The organism is Streptosporangium sp. H13245, from assembly GCF_055690525.1.
Map to the genome: position 1 here is coordinate 33038 of NZ_JBSZKT010000045.1, position 20858 is coordinate 53895.

Genomic DNA, 20858 nt, shown 5'->3' on the forward strand with positions numbered 1-20858 from the left:
CGGCGACCGGACAGCCCCTGCGTGCCGCTCTTCGTCGTGGCTCACGCGGGTTCTCCGGCCTGCCGCAGGGTCAGCGCCCACTGCTCGCGGCGGGTGTCGGGGTCGATGAGGGCGCAGTCGCCGCATTTGCCGCCTTCGGGCAGGCGGTAGTACAGGCAGCAGCTGCGCCGGACGAAGAACGGTTGTCCGGGGGCGGGTTCGACCAGGTCGCCGCTGCCCCGGAGGACTCCCGTGGTGAGCAGTTCGCGGCCGAGCGCGACGGCTCGCGCGGTGAGTTCGGGGCGTTGGCGGGCGACGGTCCGGATGGTTCCGGCCAGGGCGGAGGCGGCGTTGCCCCACAGCAGGCCGGGGGCGATCTTCACGATCTCCTGTACGGTCCGCGCGAGCGGCTCCAGCAGCTCGGTCAGGACGGTGCGGTGCAGCGGTTCGGCGATCCGGGCGGGGTCGAGGACCTGCCAGCCGGTCGGGCGTTCGGCCCGCAGTGGCAGCGGCCCGCTGGGCGCCGCCCGCCAGTGGACGCGGGCGGGGTCCAGGTCCAGGAGCAGGTCGTGCGTCACCGCCGCGCCGATGACCGGTGACCACAGCCGGGCCGCCAGGCCCTGGAACAGGATGGAGGCCGCGATCCGAAGCTCGTCGGTTCCCAGGCGTCCGGCGACGTCGGTGATCCGCTCCCGCAGGGGTCCGGGGCCGGTCAGCAGGTCGGTGAGCGGCCGCCAGCCCTCCTCGGCGGGGCCGATCCCGAGGTCGAAGTAGCCGCTGATCGTGGAGACGTCGGCGACCGCCGCCGACACCGCCGACGGTGCGGCGGGCGGCAGTCCGGGCCGGGGTCCAGGCATGGCGAGCACCGTTCCTCTCTTGGGGAGATCCGCCCCAACTTCCGCGAGGTGGCGACCGCGTGAGTCTCCTGGCTCTCGGGTCAACGCTCCTCCCGGCCTTCCCACCCGTTGTCCCGGGCAGTGGCTTCGTCGGGGTTCGCTCGCCGATCACAGTGGCGGGACCGCGCCGGATTCACACCGGCTTCCTCGTTCCGCGCTCGCCTACGCCGACCATGCTCGCACACCACCCATCAACGACAAAGCGCGCACCACCCGGTGCGCTTCCCGCGTTCGAAGGGGTGACCCGGCCGTGTGGCCGGGCCACCCCTTCGGGGCGTACGGACGTCAGGCGGCCCGTACGGCGGGCGCCGGGGCGGCGGCCTCGTGGGCGCTACGGGCCTTGCCGGTCTCGCGGAGGGTCAGCAGGCCGGTGACCGCGACCAGCGCCGAGGTCAGGCCGTGGATACCGAACGCGGCGGCCGTGGAGCCCTGGTGGGCCAGTACGTTGACCATGTCGCCGAGCGGGGTGACGGCCTCCACCAGCAGGACCCAGCCCAGGGCCCGGCGGTGGCCCGTCAGCAGCAGGACGCCTATGACCAGGCCCGACACGATGTCGCGGATGCCCTTCAGTACCAGGAAGCCGTCGCCGTCGCCGGAGGGCCAGCTCGGCAGGCCGAAGTCCGGGGCGGACGTCTCGGGGGTCAGGACGTAGGACACCCCGATGTAGAGGATGAACAGGGCACCGGCGGTGGCCAGGGCGGTGTTGACGTTCTTCAGCGACATGATTCTCCTTGTGACGTTCAGAGCGGGGCGGGGCGGGGTTCAGCCGCGGACGCGGCGGATGCGGCGGGCGTAGCGGGGGCGGCCGATGACGTGCCAGATGACGCGGACCGGGGCGGGGAGGCCCCTGAGGACGACGGCGCGCTCGGCCGGGTTCGCGTCTTCCAGGACGGCGCCGAAGAGCGTGAGCAGGGTGAGCTTGGGGGTGTTGTGCACCAGGTGGTCGCCCAGGGAGGCCCACTCCCGCTCGGTGAGGTGCTCGGCCGCGAGCGGGAGCAGGGTGGCCTCCTCGTCGTCGAGGTGTTCCAGCAGGACCGCGCGGTGCTCGACGAGGGCGGCCACGAGGATGTCGCGTTCGTCGGCGCCCGCGGTGGCCTCCCAGGCGGGGACCACGGCGTCCAGCCTGGCCAGGGTGGCCGCGACGCGTTCGTGCTGGGCCTCCATGCGCAGGACGATGTCGGCCTTCAGGTCCACCCGGGAGAGAAGCGGCGGCCACAGCAGCTCGTCCTCGCCCTCGTGGTGGTTGTGCAGGCCCAGCCGGTAGTCGCGGAAGTGACCGGAGATCACTTTGGCGCGGGCGGTGTCGCCCGGGGTGACGGCCGCGACGAGCTCCACCAGCAGCCGTGACTCACGCCGGAAGACGCGGTGGACGATCTCCATCTCCTGGGTGTTGACGCTCATCTGTTCCCGCCCTTCATCGGTTGTGACGTGTTCAGGCTGCTCCCGGGTATTTGGAGGGGGTTTGGAAGTGGTTTGGAGCGGGCCACGTACGATGTGCGGATCATGGGTTTCATTCGGGTGCTGGGCTCGTTCGCGATCGAGGTGAACGGTGAGGCCGTCCACCTCGGCGGGCCGCGACAGCGAGGCGTGCTGGCGTTGCTGGTGGCGGCGCGCGGGCAGGTCGTGCCGGTCGACCGGATGATCGAGGACCTGTGGCGCGGGGAGCCGCCCGCGCGGGCGCTGATGTCCCTGCAGGTGTACGTGTCCAACCTGCGGCGGCTGCTGGAGCCGGGGCGCCCGCCGCGCACGCCGGCCCGGCTGCTGGTGAGCGCGTCGCCCGGCTACGCGCTGCGGCTGCCGCCGGAGTCGGTGGACGCGTGGCGGTTCGAGGACCTGCTCGGCCAGGCCCGTACGGCCACCGACCCGCGCGCCGCACGGGCACGGCTCGCCGAGGCGCTGGGGCTGTGGCGGGGACCGGCGTTCGCCGAGGTCGCCGACGAACCGTGGGCCGCCACCGAGACGGCCCGGCTGAACGAGCTGCGCCTGGTCGCCACCGAGCTGCACGTCGCGGCGGGCCTGCGATCCGGCGACCCCGCCTCGGTGGTTCCCGAGGCCGGGCGGCTCACCCGCGACGAGCCCCTCCGCGAGGAGGGCTGGCGGCTGCACGCCCTGGCGCTGTGGAGCAGTGGCCGCCAGGCCGACGCGCTGGCGACGCTCCGCCGCGCCCGCGGCGTCTTCGCCGAGGAGCTCGGGCTCGACCCCGGCCCGGAGCTGACGGCGTTGGAGGAGGCGATCCTCACCCGGCGTACGGACGTCCTGCGCGCGGCCGTACCCCCGCCTCCGCAGACCGCCCCGCCACCACAGACCGACCCACCGCCGCGGACGGCCCCTCTCCGGGAGACGGCTTCGTTCGTCGGACGCGAGGCGGAGCTGTCGGCACTGGTCACGGCCGCCGCCGAGGCCACCGCCGACGGGACCCGCGTCGCCCTTGTCACCGGCGAGGCCGGGCTCGGCAAGTCGACGCTCCTGGAACACCTCGGCAGGCGGCTCGAACGTGACGGATGGCTGGTCGCCGCCGGTCACTGCCCCGAGGTCGACAGCGCGCCGCCCGCGTGGGCCTGGACCGAGGCGCTGAGGGCCGTCGCCGCGACCGCGTCCCCGGGCGGGTTCGCGGACGACCTCGCGCCGTTGCTCACCGACACCGGGCCGGTGCACGCCGACGCCACCGCGGGACGGTTCCGCCTGCGCCAGGCCGTGTGGAAATGGCTCGCGACGGTCGCCGCGGAGCGCCCGGTCGCCGTCGTACTGGACGACCTGCACTGGGCGGACGCCGCCACGCTGGAGCTGCTCGGCGGCGGCCTCGGCACGCGGGCCCCCATCCTGGTCGTCGCGGCCTACCGTGCGGACGAGGGCGGTCACCTCACGGAAACGCTGGCCTTTCTCGCGCGTGCCACGCCTCTCCGGCTCGCCCTGCGCGGCCTGGACGACGCGGCCGTCGCGCGGCTCGTACGCGACGAGTGCGAGGCCGACGACGAGACCGTCGCCGGAATCGCCGAGCGCACCGGCGGCAACCCGTTCTATGTGCGGGAGAGCGCGCGGCTGCTGAACGGGGAGGGCGCGCTGGTCGCCCTCTCCGAGGTCCCGGAGGGCGTACGGGACGTGCTGCGGCGCCGCCTCGCGCGGCTGCCAGAGGGAGGCGTGGCCGTGCTGCGGCTGGCCGCGGTCGCGGGCCGGGAGAGCTCGGTGGACGTGCTGGTGAACGCCGCCGAAACCGACGAGGACGGCGTATTGGACGCGCTGGACGCGGGCGTGATCGCCGGGCTGCTGAGCGAGCCGGGACCCGGACGGGTGCGGTTCGTCCACGCCCTCGTCCGCGACACGCTCGTCGCCGACGTCAGCCGCCTGCGGGCGACCCGCATGCACGCCCGCGTCGCCGCCGCGCTGGAAGGCACCGGTGACGTCACGGCGCTCGCCTACCACTACGCGCGGGCCGGGTCCCCCAGGGCCGTCGGCTACTGCGTCCGGGCCGCGGAACTGGCCGAGGCGCGCTACGCCCACGACGTCGCGGCCGACCTCCTCGCCGACGCGGTCGCGAACTCGACCGGCCCGGAGGAGCGCGTCGACCTGCACGGCAGGCTGCTCAGGGCGCAGATCCGGGCCGGTGCCGTGGCCGCCGCCCGGGAGACCCGGCGGCAGGCCGTCGAGTACGCCGAGTCCCTGGGACGCGACGACCTGATGATCGCCGCGTTCACCGCGTGGACCGAGCCGACACCGTGGCAGTCGCGCTCGTACGGCACGGTGGACCGGCCCGTCGTCGACCGGCTGAGCCGCCTGCTCAAGCGCGCCGACCTGGCTCCGGAGGTACGAGGACGCCTCCTCATCGCCTACGCCGACGAGCTGGTCGGCGAGGACGACCCCACCGTCCCGGCGGCGGCCCGCGAGGCGCTCGGCCTCGCCACCGGTCCCCGCCTGCGCGCGGCGGCGCTCCAGCTCCTGACCCGCGGCCACGGCGGGCTGCCCGGACGCGAGGAGCTCTGCCGCGAGCTGGTGGCGATCGGCGCCGAGCACGACCTGCCCGTCTACCGCGTCACCGGGCTGCTCAACCACGCCGCCGTCGCCGCCGGGTCCAACGACCCGGCCACCATGCGCCGGGTGACCGCCGAGGCCCTCGACCTCGCACGCGCCTACCGGATGCCCGAGGCGATCGGCGTCGCCGAGGTGACGCTGGCGACCCTGGCCCTCGTCGAAGGCAGGTTCGCCGACGCCGAACGGCTCTACACCGAGGCCGCCGACGGCATGCGGCGCGCCGGATCCCCGCACGCCTCCGGCTCCCTCGGCCTCGCGCTGGCCGCGATCCGGGTGAACGACGGCACGCTCGGCGAACACCTCGACGAGGTGCGCGCCCTCCACCAGGCGTTCGGCCCGATCGCCTCCGACCTGCTCGCCCTCGCCCTGCACGCCAACGGCCTGGTCGCCGAGGCCCGGCGGGTACGCACGTCGGATCCGATCCGGCCCGACTACTTCTTCACCTTCCTCACGACCTGCCGCGCGATGGCCGCCGTCGCCCTGGACGACCGCGCCGAGGCCGAGGAGATCTACGCGGCGCTGCTTCCCCACCGTGACGGCCCTCCCGCGGGTGCCACGAGCCTGACGGTGGCGCTGCGCCCGGTCGCCCACACCCTCGGGGAGCTGGCCGTCCTCCTCGGCCGCGACCACGAGGCCGCCGCCCACTTCGCCCGGGCCGCCGTCATCGCCGACCGGTGGAACGCGCCCCACTGGGCCGCCGAGGCCCGGTCGCGAACGACCGCCTAGCCCCGGCGGGCCGCCGGGCCAGCCGGTCGGGGTCGGACAGGATGTCGATCGTGGCGATCGGCCAGGTCTGCTTCTTCCTTCCGCTGGCCCTCGTCGGCAAGCCGCTGCCGGGGGTGTCCCCGGCGGAGCAGTGGAGGGAGTCTCGCCCCGGCGACCAGCCGCGACGGTGAGGGGTCGCCCGGCCCGCCGCCGGACGGGCCCGCGGGTCGTTCAGGGCCTGCGGCCGTGGAAGGTTCGGCGCAGGTCGCTCACCCAGGCGTCCGGGTTCTCCCAGGGGATGAAGTGGCCGCCGTGGTCGTGGGCGTTGACGTTGACGTGGTTGAACCAACCGGCCTGCGGGCCGTTCTTGAACGCCCGGACGCGCTCGTCGGCGGTGTGGACGCCGGGCGGGTTCTCGTACGTGACGAAGGTGAGGCCGACCGGGGCCTGCACCACCGGGGTGCGGTCGTGGGCGGGGGTCCAGGGGTAGCGGTTGGCGTTGGCGTAGTAACGCATCGACGTGGCGATGGAGTTGTTCGCCCAGTAGATCGTGGCGTGGGTGAGCAGGTCGTCCCTGGTGAAGACGGACTCGACGTCGCCGCCGTTGTCGCTCCAGGCGTTCCATCGCTCCAGCAGCCAGGCGAGCAGCCCGGCGGGTGAGTCGCTCAGCCCGTGGGCCAGGGTGGCGCCGTCGAGCATGTGCACGGCGAGGTGGGACGCCGAGCGGTGGTCCAGCTCGATGACGCGGGCGCGGACGTCGGCGGGCTGGTCGTCGGTGAGGGGCCGGTTCCTGGCGAGGTCCCAGGCGCGGGGGCCGGTGAAGAAGTCGAGCGGCAGCCCGGAGCCGATGTGGATGCCGTACAGCTCGTCGGCGTACTTGTGGCCGAGCTGGCTGGAGACGATCCCGCCGATGTCGCAGCCCCCGGCGGCGTACTTCTCGTATCCCAGGGTCTCGGTCATCAGGGTGTGCCAGAGGTCGGAGACCTTCCAGAAGTTGACGTCAGGGAAGCCGGTGAGCGGGCCGGGGAAACCGAAGCCGGGCAGGGACGGCACGATGACGTCGAACGCGTCGGCGGGGTCGCCGCCGTACGCGGCCGGGTCGGCGAGCGGGCCGACCACCTTCGACCAGTGCCAGAACGTCCACGGCCAGCCGTGGGTGAGGATCAACGGGATCGGGCGGGGGCCTCGGCCGGGTTCGCGCATGAAGTGCACCGGGACCCCGGCGACGCTCACCCGGTAGTGCTCGTGGACGTTGATGGCGGCCTCGGCCGCGCGCCAGTCGTAGCCGTCCCGCCAGTAGGCGACCAGCTCACGCAGGTAGCCGTCCGGGACGCCGTAGGACCAGTCCTCGTTCCCCTCGTCCAGCGGCGGGCGGGTCAGCGCGAGACGGGCGCGCAGGTCGTCGAGGACCTCGTCGGGCACGTGGAGGGGGGTGGGTTCCAGGGGGAGGGCGTGCGGGGTGGTCATGGTGTGGTTCCTTACCGGGTAGGGGGCGGTGCCGTGCTCTCCCGTGGGGCCGTGCTCTCCCGTGGGGCCGTGGCGAGCCGCCGGTGCTCTCGCGTCTGGCGGTCATGATGGCTGAAGCTCGTCGAAGAGGGCGAGGGCCTCGGCGGGGTCCGGGCTCACGAGGCGTTCCAGACCGGCCGTCGTGATCTTCGCCCACCCGGCGGCCCGTGCCCACATCCGTTCCTCGAAGGCGCGGACGGCCCCGTCCAGGTCGGCGGTGACGACGGACTCGGCGAGTTCGGCGCCCTCCAGCATCGCGAGGTTCGCGCCCACCCCCAGCGGGGGCATCAGGTGGGCGGCGTCGCCCAGGAGCGTCACCCCGGGGACGTGGGCCCAGGTGTGGGACACCGGCAGGACGTGGAGGGGGCGGTTGACGAAAGCGGTGCCGTGGCGGAGGAGGTCGAGGACGGGAGCGGCCCAGCCGTCGAACAGGGCCAGCAGGCTTGATCGCACCGCCTCGGCGTCGGCCAGGTCCAGGCCCGTCTCCGTGCCGATGTCCAGGCCCAGGTGCCGGTACGGGTCCGTGTGCCAGTCCAGCGGCGCGCGGAACTGGGCGTACACCTTGACGTGGCCGCCGCTGTTGCGCTGGGCGACGAGGCCGCGGTTCACGCCGTACGCGGCCACGGAACCGTCGCCGACCAGCCGGGCGAGGCCGGGGTGGCGGATGTCGACGTCGTCCAGGGAGGTCTCGACCAGGGTGACGCCGGTGTAGTACGGCGTCGCGGACGAGAGCGCCGGGCGGACCCGGGACCAGGCGCCGTCCGCGCCGACCACGAGGTCGAACGTCTCCTGCCGCCCGTCCGCGAAACGGACCAGCGTGCCGTCCCCGGTCCCGGGCACCACCTCCGTCACGCCCCTCCCCCACTGGACGTCGAGGGAGCCGAGCAGCAGGTCGCGGAGCTGCCCTCGGTCGATCTCGGGATTGGCCCGGTCGCCCGGACGGGGAGGCCAGTCGCGGAGCACGGCCCCGTCGGTGTCCAGGATGCGCATGGCCTGCCCCTCGGGACGGGACAGCGCCCGGAACTCCGCCAGCAGCCCCGCCTTGTCCAGCGCGAGCTGGCCCAGCCCCTCGTGCAGGTCCAGCGTGCCGCCCGGGGGGCGGGCGTCGGGGGCGGGATCGCGTTCGAGGACGGTGACAGGGTGGCCGTGCCGGTGCAGGACGCGGGCGAAGGTGAGCCCGGCGGGACCGCCCCCCACCACGGCGATACGATGTCTCATGCCGATACACTGTATTTGGACAAGACGGCGTATCGCAACAGTACGATGTATCCATGACTGTGTGGGACCGCCCCGAGCCGCCGACCCGCCCCGAGCCGCTCGACCGGGAGCGAATCGTCGCCGCCGCCGTCGCGCTGGCCGACGAGGGCGGGCTGGAGGCGGTGTCGTTACGCAAGGTCGCCGCCCGGCTGGACGTCGGCCCGATGCGGCTGTACGGATACATCTCCACCAAGGAGGAGCTGTTCGACCTCATGGTGGACGAGGTCCACGCCGAGATCCTCCCCGAGGAGCGGCCCGGCGACTGGCGGGAGGCGTTGCGCGTCCACGCCCACCGCACCAGGCGGGCCACCCTCCGCCACGAATGGCTGGCCGACCTGCTCGGCGGCCGTCCGGCCCTGGGCCCGAACGCCCTCGCCGTGACCGAGGCCACGCTGTCCGCCCTCGACGGCCTCGCCGACCTCGACACCGTCCTGCGCGCCGTGGAGACCGTCAGCGCCTACTTCACCGGTGCGATCAGGCGCGAGGTCGCGAACCTGCGGGCCGAGCGCGCCACGGGCCTGTCCAAGTACGACTGGCAGCGCGCCCACGGCCCGTACATGAGGAGAATGCTGGACACCGGCCGCTTCCCGGCGCTGGCCAGGGTCGTGTACGACGGCACGGAGGTGGACGCCGAGGAGTCCTTCGCGACCGGCCTGGAGTGGGTCCTCGACGCCGTGGCCGCCAAGTTCGCCCGGCCGCCGCGGTGACAGGTGCCGATCGCGGCAGGGGTCTTCTCCCGACGTGACCCCAGTCCAAAAGCAGCTCTGGCGCGCCGCCCTTACGCCGTCCGCGTCGAGGGGTGAGCTATTGACCTTCGGCCGGGGTGGTGGCCATGCCCACCGCCTCCAGGGCCAGTTCGGCCTGCCGCAGCGCGTGCGTGGCGTCGACGCCAAGTTGCCGCGCCTGGATCGCGAAGGTCTGGGCGGCCTCGGTCAGGCGCTGCTCGGCGTCCACGGCCGCGGCCGGATCCGGCGCCTCGCGGACGAAGGTGCCGTGCCTGCCGCGGGTCTCGATGACCCCGTCCCGTTCGAGCTCGCGAAAGGCACGTGCGACCGTCGCGGTGGCCAGGCCGAGGTCGCGAGCGAGCTGGCGGATGCTGGGCAGCCGGGTGCGCGGCCAGAGCACGCCGGTCGCGGCCATGGTGGCGATCTGCGTGCGTAGCTGCTCGTACGCGGGGACCGGTGAGGCGGGATCGAGATGGAGGATCATGTCGCCGTCCGGTTCTGTGCCTCCGCCGGAGTGTTCGCCCTTCGCGGTGCGCCGCGCCGGATGAGCCAAAGGCGTGGATGCCCGATGTGCGGCCAGCTCGCGGGTGCGCAGAGGAAGACGAGGACCAGGCCGACCCACGGCAGAGTCACCCGTAGCCGCTCATCAGACCGGCGCCCGCGCCACCTCGAAGGACTGCACATGATCGATGGCGGCGGTCAGGGCGTCGCGCAGCGGGGTGACGTCGCGGGCGATCTGGGCGAGCAGCATGCCCCCCTGCATGGCGGCCAGCAGCAGGTTCGCCAGCCGCGCGGGGTCGGCGTCGGGGCGGAGCCTGCCGTGGTCGCGCATGCGGCCGAGTCCGGCGCGCAGCACGTCCTTCCAGCGGTCGAAGTCGGTGGCGAGCCGGTCGCGGACGTCGAGGTCGGCCTTGACGGTCTCGGCCGCGAGGGACCCCAGCGTGCAGCCCTCCTGGCAGGTGCGCTCATGGGAGACGTAGAAGGCGGCCCACGCGCGCAGGGCGTCGATGGTGTCGAACCCCGCGAAGCTCGACCCGGTGTGCAGGGTGAGGATTCTCTCCGCCTGCCACTCGATCACCGCGAGCACGAGACTTTCCTTGTCGGGGAAGTAGTGGGTGAGCTGTGACCCGCTGACGCCCGACGCCTTGCGCAGCAGCTCGTTGCTCGTGCCGTGCACGCCGTGGGCGTAGATCAGCTCCGCCGCGTGCTCGATGATGCGCGCCCTGGCCGCGAGCCCCTTGGCCGTGAACTTCGCATCGGCCCTTTTAACGCCCATGGCACAGAGCGTACTCCAGGATTGGGTTTGACAGCCCAATCCGTGTCCGGTTTACTGTTCCTCAGTGGGCTGATCAGCCCAGAAAATGAGAAGCCCACCCTCCTGACCTGCGTAAACCCCGCGTAAACCCTGCGTGAACACTGAGCGAGACCGACAGGCGGATCGTCGGACGATCAGTGCGACACCATCCGTCCCGAAAGGACAGAGCCATGTCTGGGAACACCTCGCGCGAGCGCTATGAGGCCTTCGCCGCCCTGCACGAGCAGAACGACGCCTTCGTCATGCCCAACGCCTTCGACGGGTTGTCGGCCGCGGTGTTCGCCGACGCGGGCTTCAAGGCCGTCGCCACCTCCTCGGCCGCCTTCGCCGCCACCCTCGGCCGCCTCGACGGCCGTCACGCGGTCAGCCGCGACGAGCACCTCGCACACGCGCGGTTGCTCGGCCGGACAAGCGGGCTCCCCGTCAACGGCGACTTCGAGGACGGCTACGGCGACACCCCCGCCGACGTCGCCGCCACCGTCGAGGCCGCCATCGCCGCGGGCCTGTCCGGCATCGGCGTCGAGGACACCTCCGCCGACCCCGGCCACCCCATCCGCGACTTCGACGAGGCCGTGGAGCGCGTCCGCCACGCCGCCACGGCGGCCCGGGGGCGGATCGTGCTGACCGGCCGCACCGACAACTTCATCCAGGGCAGGCCCGACCTCGACGACACCGTTCGCCGCCTGACCGCCTTCGCCGAGGCCGGTGCCGATGTGCTCTTCGCCCCCTACCTGCCCGACCTGGACGCCATCGCCACCGTCGTCAAGGCGGTCGCGCCCAAGCCCGTCAACGTGCTCATGGGGTGGTCGTCCGGCGACTTCACCATCGACGACATCCGGCGGGCCGGTGCCCGCCGCATCAGCCTGGGTGCCGACCCCTACCTGCACAGCCTGAGCGCCCTGCGTACGGCCGCGGGCAAGCTCGCCGGAGGCGACCTCGCCGCCTTCCCCGCCACGATGGGCTTCGAGTTGCTCCAGACGCCGTAGCCCGGCCCGGCGGCACCGCGTACAGCTCAGCCGCCTCGGCCGCGCCGGGCCGCGAGGCGGCTGGACGTCCGCCTCAGGGAAGACACACCTCCGCCGGAGCCCGTACGCCGGATGGGGTGTCCGGCTGAAGCTGGGGGGCCCGGCCCAGCCGCCTGACCGGCTTGATCGACAGCAGTGCCGCCACCACGCCGACCGTGACCAGGGCCGATCCCAGCATGAGGACGCGCGGTTCGACCAGCGTGGTGACCGGACCGGCCAGCGCCTGCCCGACCGCCATGCCCGCGACCGACCCGGCCACCTGGTAGGCGTTGACCCGGTTCACCACGTCGGGCGCGACCTGCGTCTGCACGCTGGTGGACCACATCACCGACCAGAACGCCAGCGCGCACCCCCCGAGCAGGTGCCCGGCCATCAGCAGCGGCAGCGGCAGCCCGAGCGCGACCGTCAGCGGCACCGGCACGTACCCGCTCAGCGCCACCGCCCCGGCCACCAGCGGCCTGTGCGGCCTGAGCCTGATCGCCACCAGCCCGCCCAGTACGGTGCCGAGGCCGAGCGCCGCCATCACCCAGCCGTAGTCGGCCCCGATGACCTGCGACGACAGCGGCACGTACGGCCCGACCACCAGGACGCCCCAGAACACCCAGACCAGGATGACCGACCACATCCAGCTCCTGGCCCTGAACTCCTCCCAGCCCCTGCGCAGGTCGCTCAGCACGTCGGAGGGCTCCGGCCTGGGCACGGTGACCCGGACCAGCAGCAGGCACACCCCGCTGACCAGGAACGTCGCGGCGTCCACCGTGTAGACGACGACCGGCCCGGCGGTGACGACGAGGACTCCGGCCAGCGCGGGGCCCATCAGATGGGTGACCGCTTCGGCGATCTTCAGTGTCGCGTTGGCCCGCTGCGGATCCCTGGCGACCAGGGCGACCATGCCGTTGACGCCCGGTTCGAACATCCCGGCGGCCATGCCGGAGAAGAACGCCGTCACCAGCAACAGGGCGTACGGCGGATCACCGTCCAGGAAGGCGACGGCCACGACCCCCTGGGTGACGACCCTGACCACGTCCGCGCCGATCATCAGGCGCCGGGCGCCGATCCGGTCGGCGACAACCCCGCCGAACAGCATGACCAGCACGGCCGACGCGGTCCAGAGCGCGAGCACGTAGCCGACGCCCGCGATCCCGTACACTTTCCCGATCGCCAGCGCCGAGGCGACGGGCATCATCGCGTCACCGAGCAGCGAGATCGTGCGGGCCCCGAAGTAAAGGGTGAAGCTCCTCGTCCACATGAGCCCCAATTCTGGATTTTTCCAGATCAGGGCGCCGGTGTCCTAAATGACATCATTAGGTACATTTACGCCATGCCCCTGGACTCCCAGAAAACGCCCACGGCGCCTCCCGGCCCGCACCGCGTGGTCGCCCTGGTCGCCCCGGACCAGGAGCTCTACCCGGTCACCTCCGCCTCGGCCGTCTTCGGCCACCACGGCCCCGACATCCCCCGGCACTACAGTTTCGGCCAGTGCGCCGAGCACCCCGGCTCCCTGCCCACCACCCTCGGCGTCCCCATCCAGGTGGACCGCGGCCTCGAAGCCCTCGACGACGCCGACACCGTGCTCCTCGCGAGCTGGACCCTCACCCCCTCCCCCGCCGTACTCCACGCGGTGGCCCAAGCCCACGCCCGGGGCGCGCGCATCGTCGCCGTCTGCGCCGGAATCTTCATCCCCGCCGCCCTGGGCCTCCTGGACGGCCGCCGCGCCTCCGTCCACTGGGAACTCTCCGGCGAACTCGCCGCCCGCCACCCCCGCGTCATCCCCGACGACACCGTCATCTACGTCGACCACGGCGACGTCGCCACCGCCGGGGCCTCGGCCGCCACCCTCGACCTCTGCCTTCACCAGGTCCTCCAGGAGCACGGCGCGGCCCACGCGATGCGCATCGGCCGCCAGCTCGCCGCCGGTCCGCACCGCGAGGGCTGCCAGCGCCAGTACCCTCCCCTGCCCACCACCGGCCCCATGCCGGACTCCCTGGCCCCCCTGCTCGAATGGCTCCTGTCGCGCCTGCCCGACCAGGTCACCGTCGAGGACATGGCCGCCTACCTGGGCGTCTCCCCCCGCACCCTCAGCCGCCAGTTCGCCGGCCAGCTCGGCGTCCCGCCCGCCCGCTGGCTGCTGGAACGCCGCCTGGCCGCCACCCGCGCCCTGCTGGAGGAGACCGACCTGCCCGTCGAGACCATCGCCACCCGCGTCGGCCTCTCCTCGGCGGTCAACCTCCGCCGCCGCTTCCACACCGCCCTGCGCACCACCCCGGCCGCCTACCGCCGCTCCTTCCGCTGAGGGTCGCGGGCGGTCACGTCCGGGCACAGGTCTCCCGGGGGACCTGTGCCCGGAACGCGGGTCAGACCGTCGCCGGGGACGGCTCCGGGTCCCGGTGGACGGCCGCCCGGTGCCGGACCAGAAGGTAGTAGAGGCCGCCCGCCACCAGGCTGCCCGACAGCCAGGAGAAGTCGGTGTCGTTCAGCGCGCGGGCGATCGGGCCCCGGGTCAGCGGCACCATGCCGTACTGCCAGCTCCACGCGGCGACCAGACCGGCCGCCAGGCTCCACAGCGCGCGGGCGTTCACCGGCCCGTACGGCGAGGCCCCGTCCCCGTACAGCGACTCCACGCTGACCCGGCCGCGCCGGATCACGAAGAAGTCCACGCACACGATGCTGGCCCACGGGGCGATCCACACGAGGATCGAGACCATCCAGTGGTCGAAGGCCTGGGCGAAGTCGCCCGCCTGGACGAACACGACCAGCACGGCCGAGGCCACGACGCCCGCGATCAGCGTCACCTTCCAGCGGGCCAGCCTGATGCCGACCGACAGCGCGGCCAGGGAGCACGAGTACAGGTTGAGGATGTTGGTCGCGACGGGCCCGTGCATGATCAGCAGGAGGACGGGCACCGAGAGCGCGCCGAAGGTGCCGGTCACCAGGGTGGACGGGTCGGTGCCGCCGCCACCGCTGGCCAGGTAGGCGCCGAGCGCGGCCAGCCAGACCGTGGGCACGTACATGCCGAGCGCGGTGGACCAGAAGACCGACCTCGCCGACGCGCCTGGCCTGACGAAGCGGCTGTAGTCGGCCGAGTAGGGCAACCAGGTGATGCCCCAGCCGATGCCGATGGCGGTGAGGAGCTGGGTGATCGCGGTCAGCTTGGCGGCGGGGGTGGTGGCGGTGGCCTGGGTCCACTGGGGGTCGACCTGGAGCGTCGCCAGGACCGTCATGACACCCATGATCAGGACGGTGATCGGCACCGTCCACTTCTCGAACGTGCGGATGGCGTAGAACCCGTACAGGGCGAGGAGAAGTTGGACGGCCATGATGAGGGCGGCGACCAGGTATTTCAGGCCGGTGCCGCCCTCGACGCCCATGCGGGCCAGGATCGCCATGACGAGGTCGAGCACGACCCAGGTGTTGACGCCGACCCAGCCCATGGTCAGCAGGCCCTGGACCACGCCGGGCACGATCGCGCCCCGGCGGCCGAAGGCGCCCCGGCCGAGCACCATCTGGTTGACGCCGGTGCGGTGGCCCATCAGGTTGAACAGGCCGAACACGGCGCAGCCGACGAGGTTGCCCAGGGCGATGACGACGATGGTCTCCACGAGGCTGAGGCCGAGGGTGACGCCCAGGGAGCCCAGGACCCAGTTGATCGGCGCGATGTTGGCGCCGGTCCAGATCCAGAACTGCTGCCAGGGGGTGGAGTCGCGAGAGGCGGCGGGGATGGGCTCGATGCCGTGGTCGTCGAAACGCACGCCCTCGGTGTGGCTGGGGCTCATTACTTCCTCCTTTGTGGTGCAGCCCACAAAAGCACGCCGTAAACACGTCACGGGAGTGGAGATATCTCTAGGAAGCGGGAATTCCGCTGTATAGAGTCATAGCATGTTCACGCTCGCCGTACTGCTGCGTCAGGCTTCGCTCGAACTCCGGCTGCTCGTGCCCGGCCGGCCCGGCGCGCTCGACGAGCCGGTGGCCTGGGTACACAACACCGAACTGCCCGACCCCTCACGATACGTACGGGAAAAAGAGCTCGTGCTGACCAACGGGTTGTGGGCCGAGCGGGTGAGCGCGGCCGAGTTCGTGGCCAACGTCGGGCGGGCCAACGCGGCGGGGGTCGTGTTCGGCCTGCGGGCGGAGACGCCGCGCACGCCCCGGGAACTGGTCGAGGCGTGCGCCGAGGCGGGGCTGCCGCTGCTGGAGATCTCCGTGGCGGTGCCGTTCACCGCGGTCTCCCAGGCGGTCGCCGCGATGTCCACCGACGAGCGCAGGCAGGCCCTGGTCAGCATGGTGCACCGGGGCGACGCGCTGGCCACCGCGATCTCCCGGGGCGCGGGCGCCTCCGGGGTGCTCGACGTGCTGCGGCGTGACCATGATCTGCCGCTGGCGGTGGTCGACCGGATGGAGCGATCGCTGGCGGCGGCGGGAGCCGCGCTCGACTCCGGCCAGCTGCACGCGGTGGCGCGGGCGCTGGCCATGCGCCCGCCCGCCCTCGAAGCCGACCTGGGCGGTACGGCGGGCCGCGCGGCCCTGTTCCCGGTCGGCGCGGTCGGGGACGTCGACGCGGCCCTCATCTGCCTGCGCCCGCTCAGGGAGCTGACCGGGGCCGAGCGGGAGGCGCTGGAGCAGACGGCGAGGTTCCTCAGCCTGGAGGTGGCCAAGCAGCAGGCGGTGCACGCGATCGAGATGCGCTTCGCCAGCGAGCTGCTGGAGATGGTGCTGTCCGGCGGGAGCCGGGCCGCCGAGGTGCCGGGGCGGCTGCGCGCGTTCGGGGTGGACCCGCACGGCCCGCTGGTCGTGTGCGCGGTCGCCTTCGCCGACGGCGAGGCCGCGACCGTGCACGGCCTCGCCGAGGTCATCGGGGAGTTCTTCGCGGCCACCGGCATCCCGGCGGTCGTGGCCGGCGGCACCCAGGACGTCGTGGCGGTGCTGCCCTGGCGGCATCCGCCCAAAGAGCTTCCCGCGCTGGTGGAACGGCTGATGGCGGGCGTCCGGCGGCGGTTTCCCCGGTCGCGGCCGGTCGCGGGGCTGAGCGACCCGGCGACCGACGCGGGCGAGCTGCGGCCCCGGCTGTCGCAGGCGCGGGAGGCCTGCCGGGCGTTGCGCCGCACCCGCGGCGGGCCGTCGGTGCGGGGCTTCGCCGAGCTGGGCACCCACCGGCTGCTTCTCGGGTTGCTCGACGAGGAGACGCTGAGCCAGTTCTCCCGGCAGCTCATCGGGCCCGTCCGCGAACACGACCACCGGCGCGGGGGCGAGCTGGAGCTCACCCTGCGCGCCTTCCTCGACCACGACGGGCAGTGGGCCGCCACGGCGGCGGCCCTGCACGTCCACGTCAACACCCTGCGCAACCGGCTGGTGAAGATCACCGAGTTGACCGGGCGCGACGTCGGGCGCACCGAGGACCGGGTGGACCTGTTCCTGGCCCTGGCCGCCGACACGATGAACTGAGCTCAGGGGTAGGCGGGCGGCGGCTGCGGGTCCCGTACGGTCAGGCCGGGGTCGGCGGCGGCGGTTTCGGCCAGGTCGCGGCAGCGGGCGAAGGACACGTCGGGGCAGCTCAGCGCGTACTCGATGAAGTGGCGCAGGGCCATGGCCCGGCCCGGCCGCCCGGACAGGAACGGGTGCGCGCACAGGTTGAACAGGCCGCCGTAGTGGCGCATGCCGTCGAGTTCGGCCTTCCACAGCTCCAGGACCTTGACCGGGGACTCGATCACCGAGCCGATGTCCGGCGCGGGCAGGAAGGCGTACTGCTCCCAGTCGTCCAGGGACCAGTGCACCGGAAGCTCGACGATCCGCCCGCCGGTGGTCGCCAGCCCGTACGGGCGGTCGTCGCCCATCAGGGAGGAGTCGTAGCGCAGGCCGTGTTCGGCGACGAGGGCGGTGGTCTGCCAGGACGCCTCCCAGAGCGCGGCCCGGTGCCCCGCGATCTCGATGCCCTGGCGCCGGAAGACCTCCAGGGCGCGTTCGAAGTCGGCGCGTTCCTCCTCGGCGGTCATCGAGGTGGGCGGCCGGTGGCTGTAGGAGTGGTGCGCCACCTCGTGCCCGCGCGCCACGATCGAGGGGGCCAGGCCCGGCCGGTGCTCGGCCACCCAGCCGGGCACGAAGAACGTGGCCGGCACGGCCAGGTCGTCGAGCAGGTCCAGGATCCTGGGCAGCCCGACGTCGGGGCCGTACGCCTGGTGGGACATGACTCCGGCGTGCCGCGCGTAGTGGGCGCCCCGGGCCAGGATCGGGGTTTCCGCGTCGACGTCGAAGGTCAGCGTCACGACCGCGTTGGTGCTCATCGTTCTCCTTGGCCGTGCCGCCAGCGGCGGGCGTTGTCCAGTGTGGCCATCGGTTCCAGCATCTCGTGGTGGAATCCGGCGAGCGGCAGCGCCCCGGCCAGGCGGCGGGGCAGGTCGGGGTTGGCCAGCGCGCCCCGGCCGATGGCGACGAGGTCGGCGTGGCCGCCGTCCAGGACGGCGGCGGCCTGCTCCAGGTCGTGCATGCCGCCGTTGGCGATCACGGGCAGGCCGGTGACCTTGCGGGCCAGGCCGGTGATGGTGACGGTGCCGTCGAGCATGGCGGTCTCGATCCAGTCGCGGCCCTCGCTGGCGATGTGCAGGTAGTCCGGCCCGGCGGCGGCCAGGGTGGTGAAGATGGTCTCGGCCTCCCGCGCGCCGCCGGCCCAGCGGTGGGTGAAGTCGTTGACCTTGGTCTGTGAGAGGCGTACGCCGATCGTGAAGCCGGGTCCCGTCGCCGCGCGGACGGCGGCGACGATCTCGGCGGTCAGCCGGGCGCGGTTGGCCGGGCCGCCTCCGTAGTGGTCGCCGCGGTGGTTGGTGTAGTCGGTGAGGAACTGGTCGAGCAGGTAGCCGTTGGCGGCGTGCACCTCGACGCCGTCGAACCCGGCCGCCCTGGCACGGGCCGCCGAGGCGGCGAAGCCGCCGACCGCCTCGTCGATGTCGGCCCGGGTCATCGCCAGCGGGGTGGGCCAGGGGCCGTGGCCGCCGTACTCGGGCATCTTGCGGCCCCGGGGCGGCACGGCGGAGGGTCCCGCGGTGACCTCGTTGCACTGGGAGAGGGCTCCGGCGTGCATGAGCTGGAGGACGACGGCGGCGCCTTCGGCGCGGACGGCCTCGGTGACCTCCCGCCAGGCGGCGGTGTGCCGGTCGGTGACGATCCCGGGCTGGTTGGCGTAGCCCCGGCTGTGGCGGGCGTCGGTGTAGGTGCCCTCGGTGATGACGAGGGCGAAGCCGCCCCGGGCGTACTCGCGGTAGTAGCCGGTCATCTCGGGCATCGGGGTGCCGTCGGCGGCGGCCGAGACCCGGGTCATCGGGGCGACGGCCAGCCGGTTGGGCAGGTCGAGCGTGCCGACGCGGTCGGAGAGAAGAGCGGGATGGGTCATGGTCACGACACCTCGATCGCTAGAGGGGTGGGCTGATGTCCGTTGATGCCGACCAGGTCCTGCGGGCAGGCCGAGACCACCAGCAGGCAGTCCATGGCCGCCGTGAACGTGATCGCGTCGCCGGGTTCGCTGACGGCGCTGAGCCAGCTCAGGCCGCCGTCCCCGGCCACCGGGATGCGCATGAAGACGTTGACGGGCTGCGGCGTGACCGGGAAGGAAAGACCCAGGCCGGCCAGGCTCGTGTCCAGGTTCTCCGCGCAGGAGGCGTGGTGGCCGCGCACGCCGAGCGCGGCGTAGCGGGCCAGGTCGCAGGCCGCGATGAGCATGTCGTGGTGGCCGGGCGAACTGTCGCCGGTGAGCGTGAGGATGGGCCTGCGGTGGTTGGTGACGAACGGCTCGCCGATCGCGGGGAACAGGCTGCTGGTGACGGCCCGGGTGTGCGAGGCGCTGAGATGTTCGGCCGGGTCGCCCGCGGCGAAGGCGAACACGTCGCCGACCTGCCCTCCCTGGAGGTCGACGACCCGTACGCACTCCCCCGCGCCGACCCGCACTGCCTTGCCCTCACCGGCGGGCACGATGACTCGCGTATGCATGGGACCCAGCCAAACATCCGCCGACCACGATCTCTATAGGTGATCATCCAGGATCGGCGCCTGCTCGTGGAGAAAGCTCCATGTCTGTGCGGCGGTGAGCAGCAGGGCCTCGTCCTCTCCCTCCGGCAGCGACAGCAGAAGACCGGCGCCGCCGACCGGGAGCGTGATTCCGGGCATGCCCAGGTAGCTGAGCAGCATGGTGGTACGCAGGACGCGGCGGTTGGTCTCGTCGTAGAGCCGGTCGTCGGCCAGCAGGGGGGCGAGCGGGGGTGGGGCCAGGCGGACGGCCGGGCACGCGAGCACCGCGCCGCCGAGCTCCCGGCGCAGGCGGCGGCGCAGTCCGGGCATCGCCTCGTAGACGGGGGCCGGGTCGCGGGGGCGGGCGGCGAACCGGGCCAGGCGGCGGGACACCCCGGGGTCCAGGTGAGCCGACCCCGCCAGGTGGCCGTATCGCCGGGCGGCCTCGGCCTCGACGAGCGTGCCGTGCTCGTCCATGAGGGCCTGCGCCTCGGCCAGTACGGGCAGGCGTCGCTCCTCGACGCGGGTGCCGTGCCGCGACAACCGCGAGACGGCGGCCTCGAACCGGGCCTGGACGCCGGGGGCGCAGTCGTCGAGCAGCTCACCGGCCGGGAGCACCACGCGGCCGGGTCGGCGGGGCCGCCGCCAGGTGGCCAGGGCCCGGTCGACGGCGATGAGGTCCCGCATCGTCCTGGCGATGACGCCGACGCTGTCCAGGGTGGCGGACAGCGGGTGCAGGCCGGCCGTGCCGTACCGTCCCCGGCTGGCCCTGAAGCCCAGCACGCCGCAGAACGCCGCCGGGACCCGTACCGAACCGGACGTGTCGGTGCCGATCGCGACCGGCACGATGCCGAGCGCGACGGCCGTCGCCGAGCCGGAGGACGAGCCGCCGGGGATGAGCGGCTCCGGGCCGCTCGCCGGGTTGACGGGGGTGCCGAAGTGCGGGTTGACGCCCAGGCCGGAGAACGCGAACTCGCTGAGGTTGGTCTTGCCGACGCAGACCATACCGGCCTCGGTGAGCCTGCGCACCACCTCGGCGTCCCCGGCCGCCGGGGGCGCGCCGATCCGGGTGCGAGAGCCCGCCGTGGTGACGGTGCCCTCTACGTCGAACAGGTCTTTGACGGCGTAGGGAAGCCCTCCGCTCCGGGCCTCCCGGAGGGCGCGTTCACGGGTCAGCGTGATGAAGGTTCCGGCGGCGCGGGGGTCCTCCGCGAGGTGGAGGGCACGTTCGACGGCCTCCAGCGGGTCTGGCGTGGTGGTCACGGCCTCAGCGAAGCAGTACCGCCGAACGCGGAGAAATGGAGGAAGACACAGGGCACGACCGGTCACCCTGCACGTTCCGCCAGACCACCCGCCTTCCGGGGGGGTGAACGTCGGGGCCGATACGACCGTGGCGACCGGCGTAGCCTGGGGCGAGAAAGCTGTTGCCAGCTGT

Annotated in this window: 19 protein-coding genes and 1 riboswitch; of the genes, 6 read left to right on the plus strand and 13 right to left on the minus strand. The window is 73.2% G+C overall.

All coding sequences use genetic code 11. The annotated features are described in order from the left end of the window. Positions 1–41: 41 nt before the first annotated feature. The 3 genes from ACW9TB_RS35460 to ACW9TB_RS35470 form a co-directional block, all read right to left on the minus strand. Entirely contained in the window at positions 42–836 is a 795-nt protein-coding gene (locus ACW9TB_RS35460) for a (2Fe-2S)-binding protein (protein WP_472752488.1), read from the minus strand. A gap of 45 nt (positions 837–881) precedes the next feature. Then, positions 882–1077: riboswitch (cobalamin riboswitch) on the minus strand. Positions 1078–1160: 83 nt separating this feature from the next. Continuing rightward, positions 1161–1598, minus strand: coding sequence for a DUF4267 domain-containing protein (locus tag ACW9TB_RS35465; RefSeq protein ID WP_472752489.1), 438 nt, complete (start codon positions 1596–1598; stop codon positions 1161–1163). Between the two features lie 39 nt (positions 1599–1637). Further along, entirely contained in the window at positions 1638–2276 is a 639-nt protein-coding gene (locus ACW9TB_RS35470) for a hemerythrin domain-containing protein (RefSeq protein WP_472752490.1), read from the minus strand. Between the two features lie 102 nt (positions 2277–2378). Here ACW9TB_RS35470 and ACW9TB_RS35475 point away from each other — a divergent pair, with 102 nt between their 5' ends. Next, positions 2379–5627 carry a BTAD domain-containing putative transcriptional regulator gene (locus tag ACW9TB_RS35475; protein WP_472752491.1) on the plus strand — a complete coding sequence of 1083 codons (3249 nt, stop codon included), beginning with the start codon at positions 2379–2381 and terminating at the stop codon, positions 5625–5627. Positions 5628–5668: 41 nt separating this feature from the next. After that, positions 5669–5797: a hypothetical protein gene (locus ACW9TB_RS35480; RefSeq protein WP_472752492.1), complete on the plus strand. Its 129-nt coding sequence runs from the start codon at positions 5669–5671 to the stop codon at positions 5795–5797. Between the two features lie 40 nt (positions 5798–5837). On the opposite strand, the gene ACW9TB_RS35485 is transcribed toward ACW9TB_RS35480, so the two are convergent. Both ACW9TB_RS35485 and ACW9TB_RS35490 read right to left on the minus strand, forming a co-directional pair. After that, positions 5838–7073 carry an epoxide hydrolase family protein gene (locus ACW9TB_RS35485; protein WP_472752493.1) on the minus strand — a complete coding sequence of 412 codons (1236 nt, stop codon included), beginning with the start codon at positions 7071–7073 and terminating at the stop codon, positions 5838–5840. A 102-nt stretch (positions 7074–7175) separates the two neighbouring features. After that, positions 7176–8330, minus strand: a complete 1155-nt coding sequence (locus ACW9TB_RS35490; protein ID WP_472752494.1) for an FAD-dependent oxidoreductase — start codon at positions 8328–8330, stop codon at positions 7176–7178. Between the two features lie 53 nt (positions 8331–8383). Between ACW9TB_RS35490 and ACW9TB_RS35495 the strand changes: the two genes are divergently transcribed. Further along, the gene (locus tag ACW9TB_RS35495) at positions 8384–9076 is read left to right on the plus strand and encodes a TetR/AcrR family transcriptional regulator (RefSeq protein WP_472752495.1); all 693 of its coding nucleotides are present in this window, start codon (positions 8384–8386) and stop codon (positions 9074–9076) included. 97 nt (positions 9077–9173) lie between these two features. Here the strand turns inward: ACW9TB_RS35495 and ACW9TB_RS35500 are convergent, their stop codons facing one another. Both ACW9TB_RS35500 and ACW9TB_RS35505 read right to left on the minus strand, forming a co-directional pair. Next, positions 9174–9578, minus strand: coding sequence for a GntR family transcriptional regulator (locus ACW9TB_RS35500; protein ID WP_472752496.1), 405 nt, complete (start codon positions 9576–9578; stop codon positions 9174–9176). A gap of 162 nt (positions 9579–9740) precedes the next feature. Then, the gene (locus ACW9TB_RS35505) at positions 9741–10370 is read right to left on the minus strand and encodes a TetR/AcrR family transcriptional regulator (protein WP_472752497.1); all 630 of its coding nucleotides are present in this window, start codon (positions 10368–10370) and stop codon (positions 9741–9743) included. Positions 10371–10579: 209 nt separating this feature from the next. Between ACW9TB_RS35505 and ACW9TB_RS35510 the strand changes: the two genes are divergently transcribed. After that, complete coding sequence (locus tag ACW9TB_RS35510; protein ID WP_472752498.1) at positions 10580–11395, plus strand: isocitrate lyase/PEP mutase family protein; 816 nt, start codon at positions 10580–10582, stop codon at positions 11393–11395. Between the two features lie 73 nt (positions 11396–11468). Here the strand turns inward: ACW9TB_RS35510 and ACW9TB_RS35515 are convergent, their stop codons facing one another. Then, positions 11469–12683 (minus strand): MFS transporter, encoded by a 1215-nt coding sequence (locus ACW9TB_RS35515; protein WP_472752499.1) that lies wholly within the window; start codon positions 12681–12683, stop codon positions 11469–11471. 72 nt (positions 12684–12755) lie between these two features. On the opposite strand from ACW9TB_RS35515, the gene ACW9TB_RS35520 reads away from it, so the two are divergent. Continuing rightward, positions 12756–13727, plus strand: a complete 972-nt coding sequence (locus ACW9TB_RS35520) for a GlxA family transcriptional regulator (protein WP_472752500.1) — start codon at positions 12756–12758, stop codon at positions 13725–13727. A 61-nt stretch (positions 13728–13788) separates the two neighbouring features. Here ACW9TB_RS35520 and ACW9TB_RS35525 read toward each other — a convergent pair whose 3' ends face one another. Further along, positions 13789–15207 carry a purine-cytosine permease family protein gene (locus ACW9TB_RS35525; protein ID WP_472752501.1) on the minus strand — a complete coding sequence of 473 codons (1419 nt, stop codon included), beginning with the start codon at positions 15205–15207 and terminating at the stop codon, positions 13789–13791. A gap of 103 nt (positions 15208–15310) precedes the next feature. Between ACW9TB_RS35525 and ACW9TB_RS35530 the strand changes: the two genes are divergently transcribed. Further along, entirely contained in the window at positions 15311–16873 is a 1563-nt protein-coding gene (locus tag ACW9TB_RS35530; protein ID WP_472752502.1) for a PucR family transcriptional regulator, read from the plus strand. A 2-nt stretch (positions 16874–16875) separates the two neighbouring features. Here the strand turns inward: ACW9TB_RS35530 and ACW9TB_RS35535 are convergent, their stop codons facing one another. From ACW9TB_RS35535 to ACW9TB_RS35550, 4 genes are read right to left on the minus strand one after another with little or no spacing between them, the layout of a single operon-like run. Next, positions 16876–17709, minus strand: a complete 834-nt coding sequence (locus tag ACW9TB_RS35535) for a polysaccharide deacetylase family protein (protein ID WP_472752503.1) — start codon at positions 17707–17709, stop codon at positions 16876–16878. After that, entirely contained in the window at positions 17706–18812 is a 1107-nt protein-coding gene (locus tag ACW9TB_RS35540) for an oxidoreductase (RefSeq protein WP_472752504.1), read from the minus strand. The genes ACW9TB_RS35535 and ACW9TB_RS35540 overlap by 4 nt, the downstream gene beginning before the upstream one ends. A 2-nt stretch (positions 18813–18814) precedes the next feature. Next, positions 18815–19405 carry a DUF1989 domain-containing protein gene (locus ACW9TB_RS35545; protein WP_472752505.1) on the minus strand — a complete coding sequence of 197 codons (591 nt, stop codon included), beginning with the start codon at positions 19403–19405 and terminating at the stop codon, positions 18815–18817. Positions 19406–19438: 33 nt separating this feature from the next. Next, on the minus strand, positions 19439–20686 hold the full coding sequence (locus ACW9TB_RS35550) for an amidase family protein (protein ID WP_472752506.1): 1248 nt from the start codon (positions 20684–20686) through the stop codon (positions 19439–19441). Between the last annotated feature and the right edge of the window lie 172 nt (positions 20687–20858).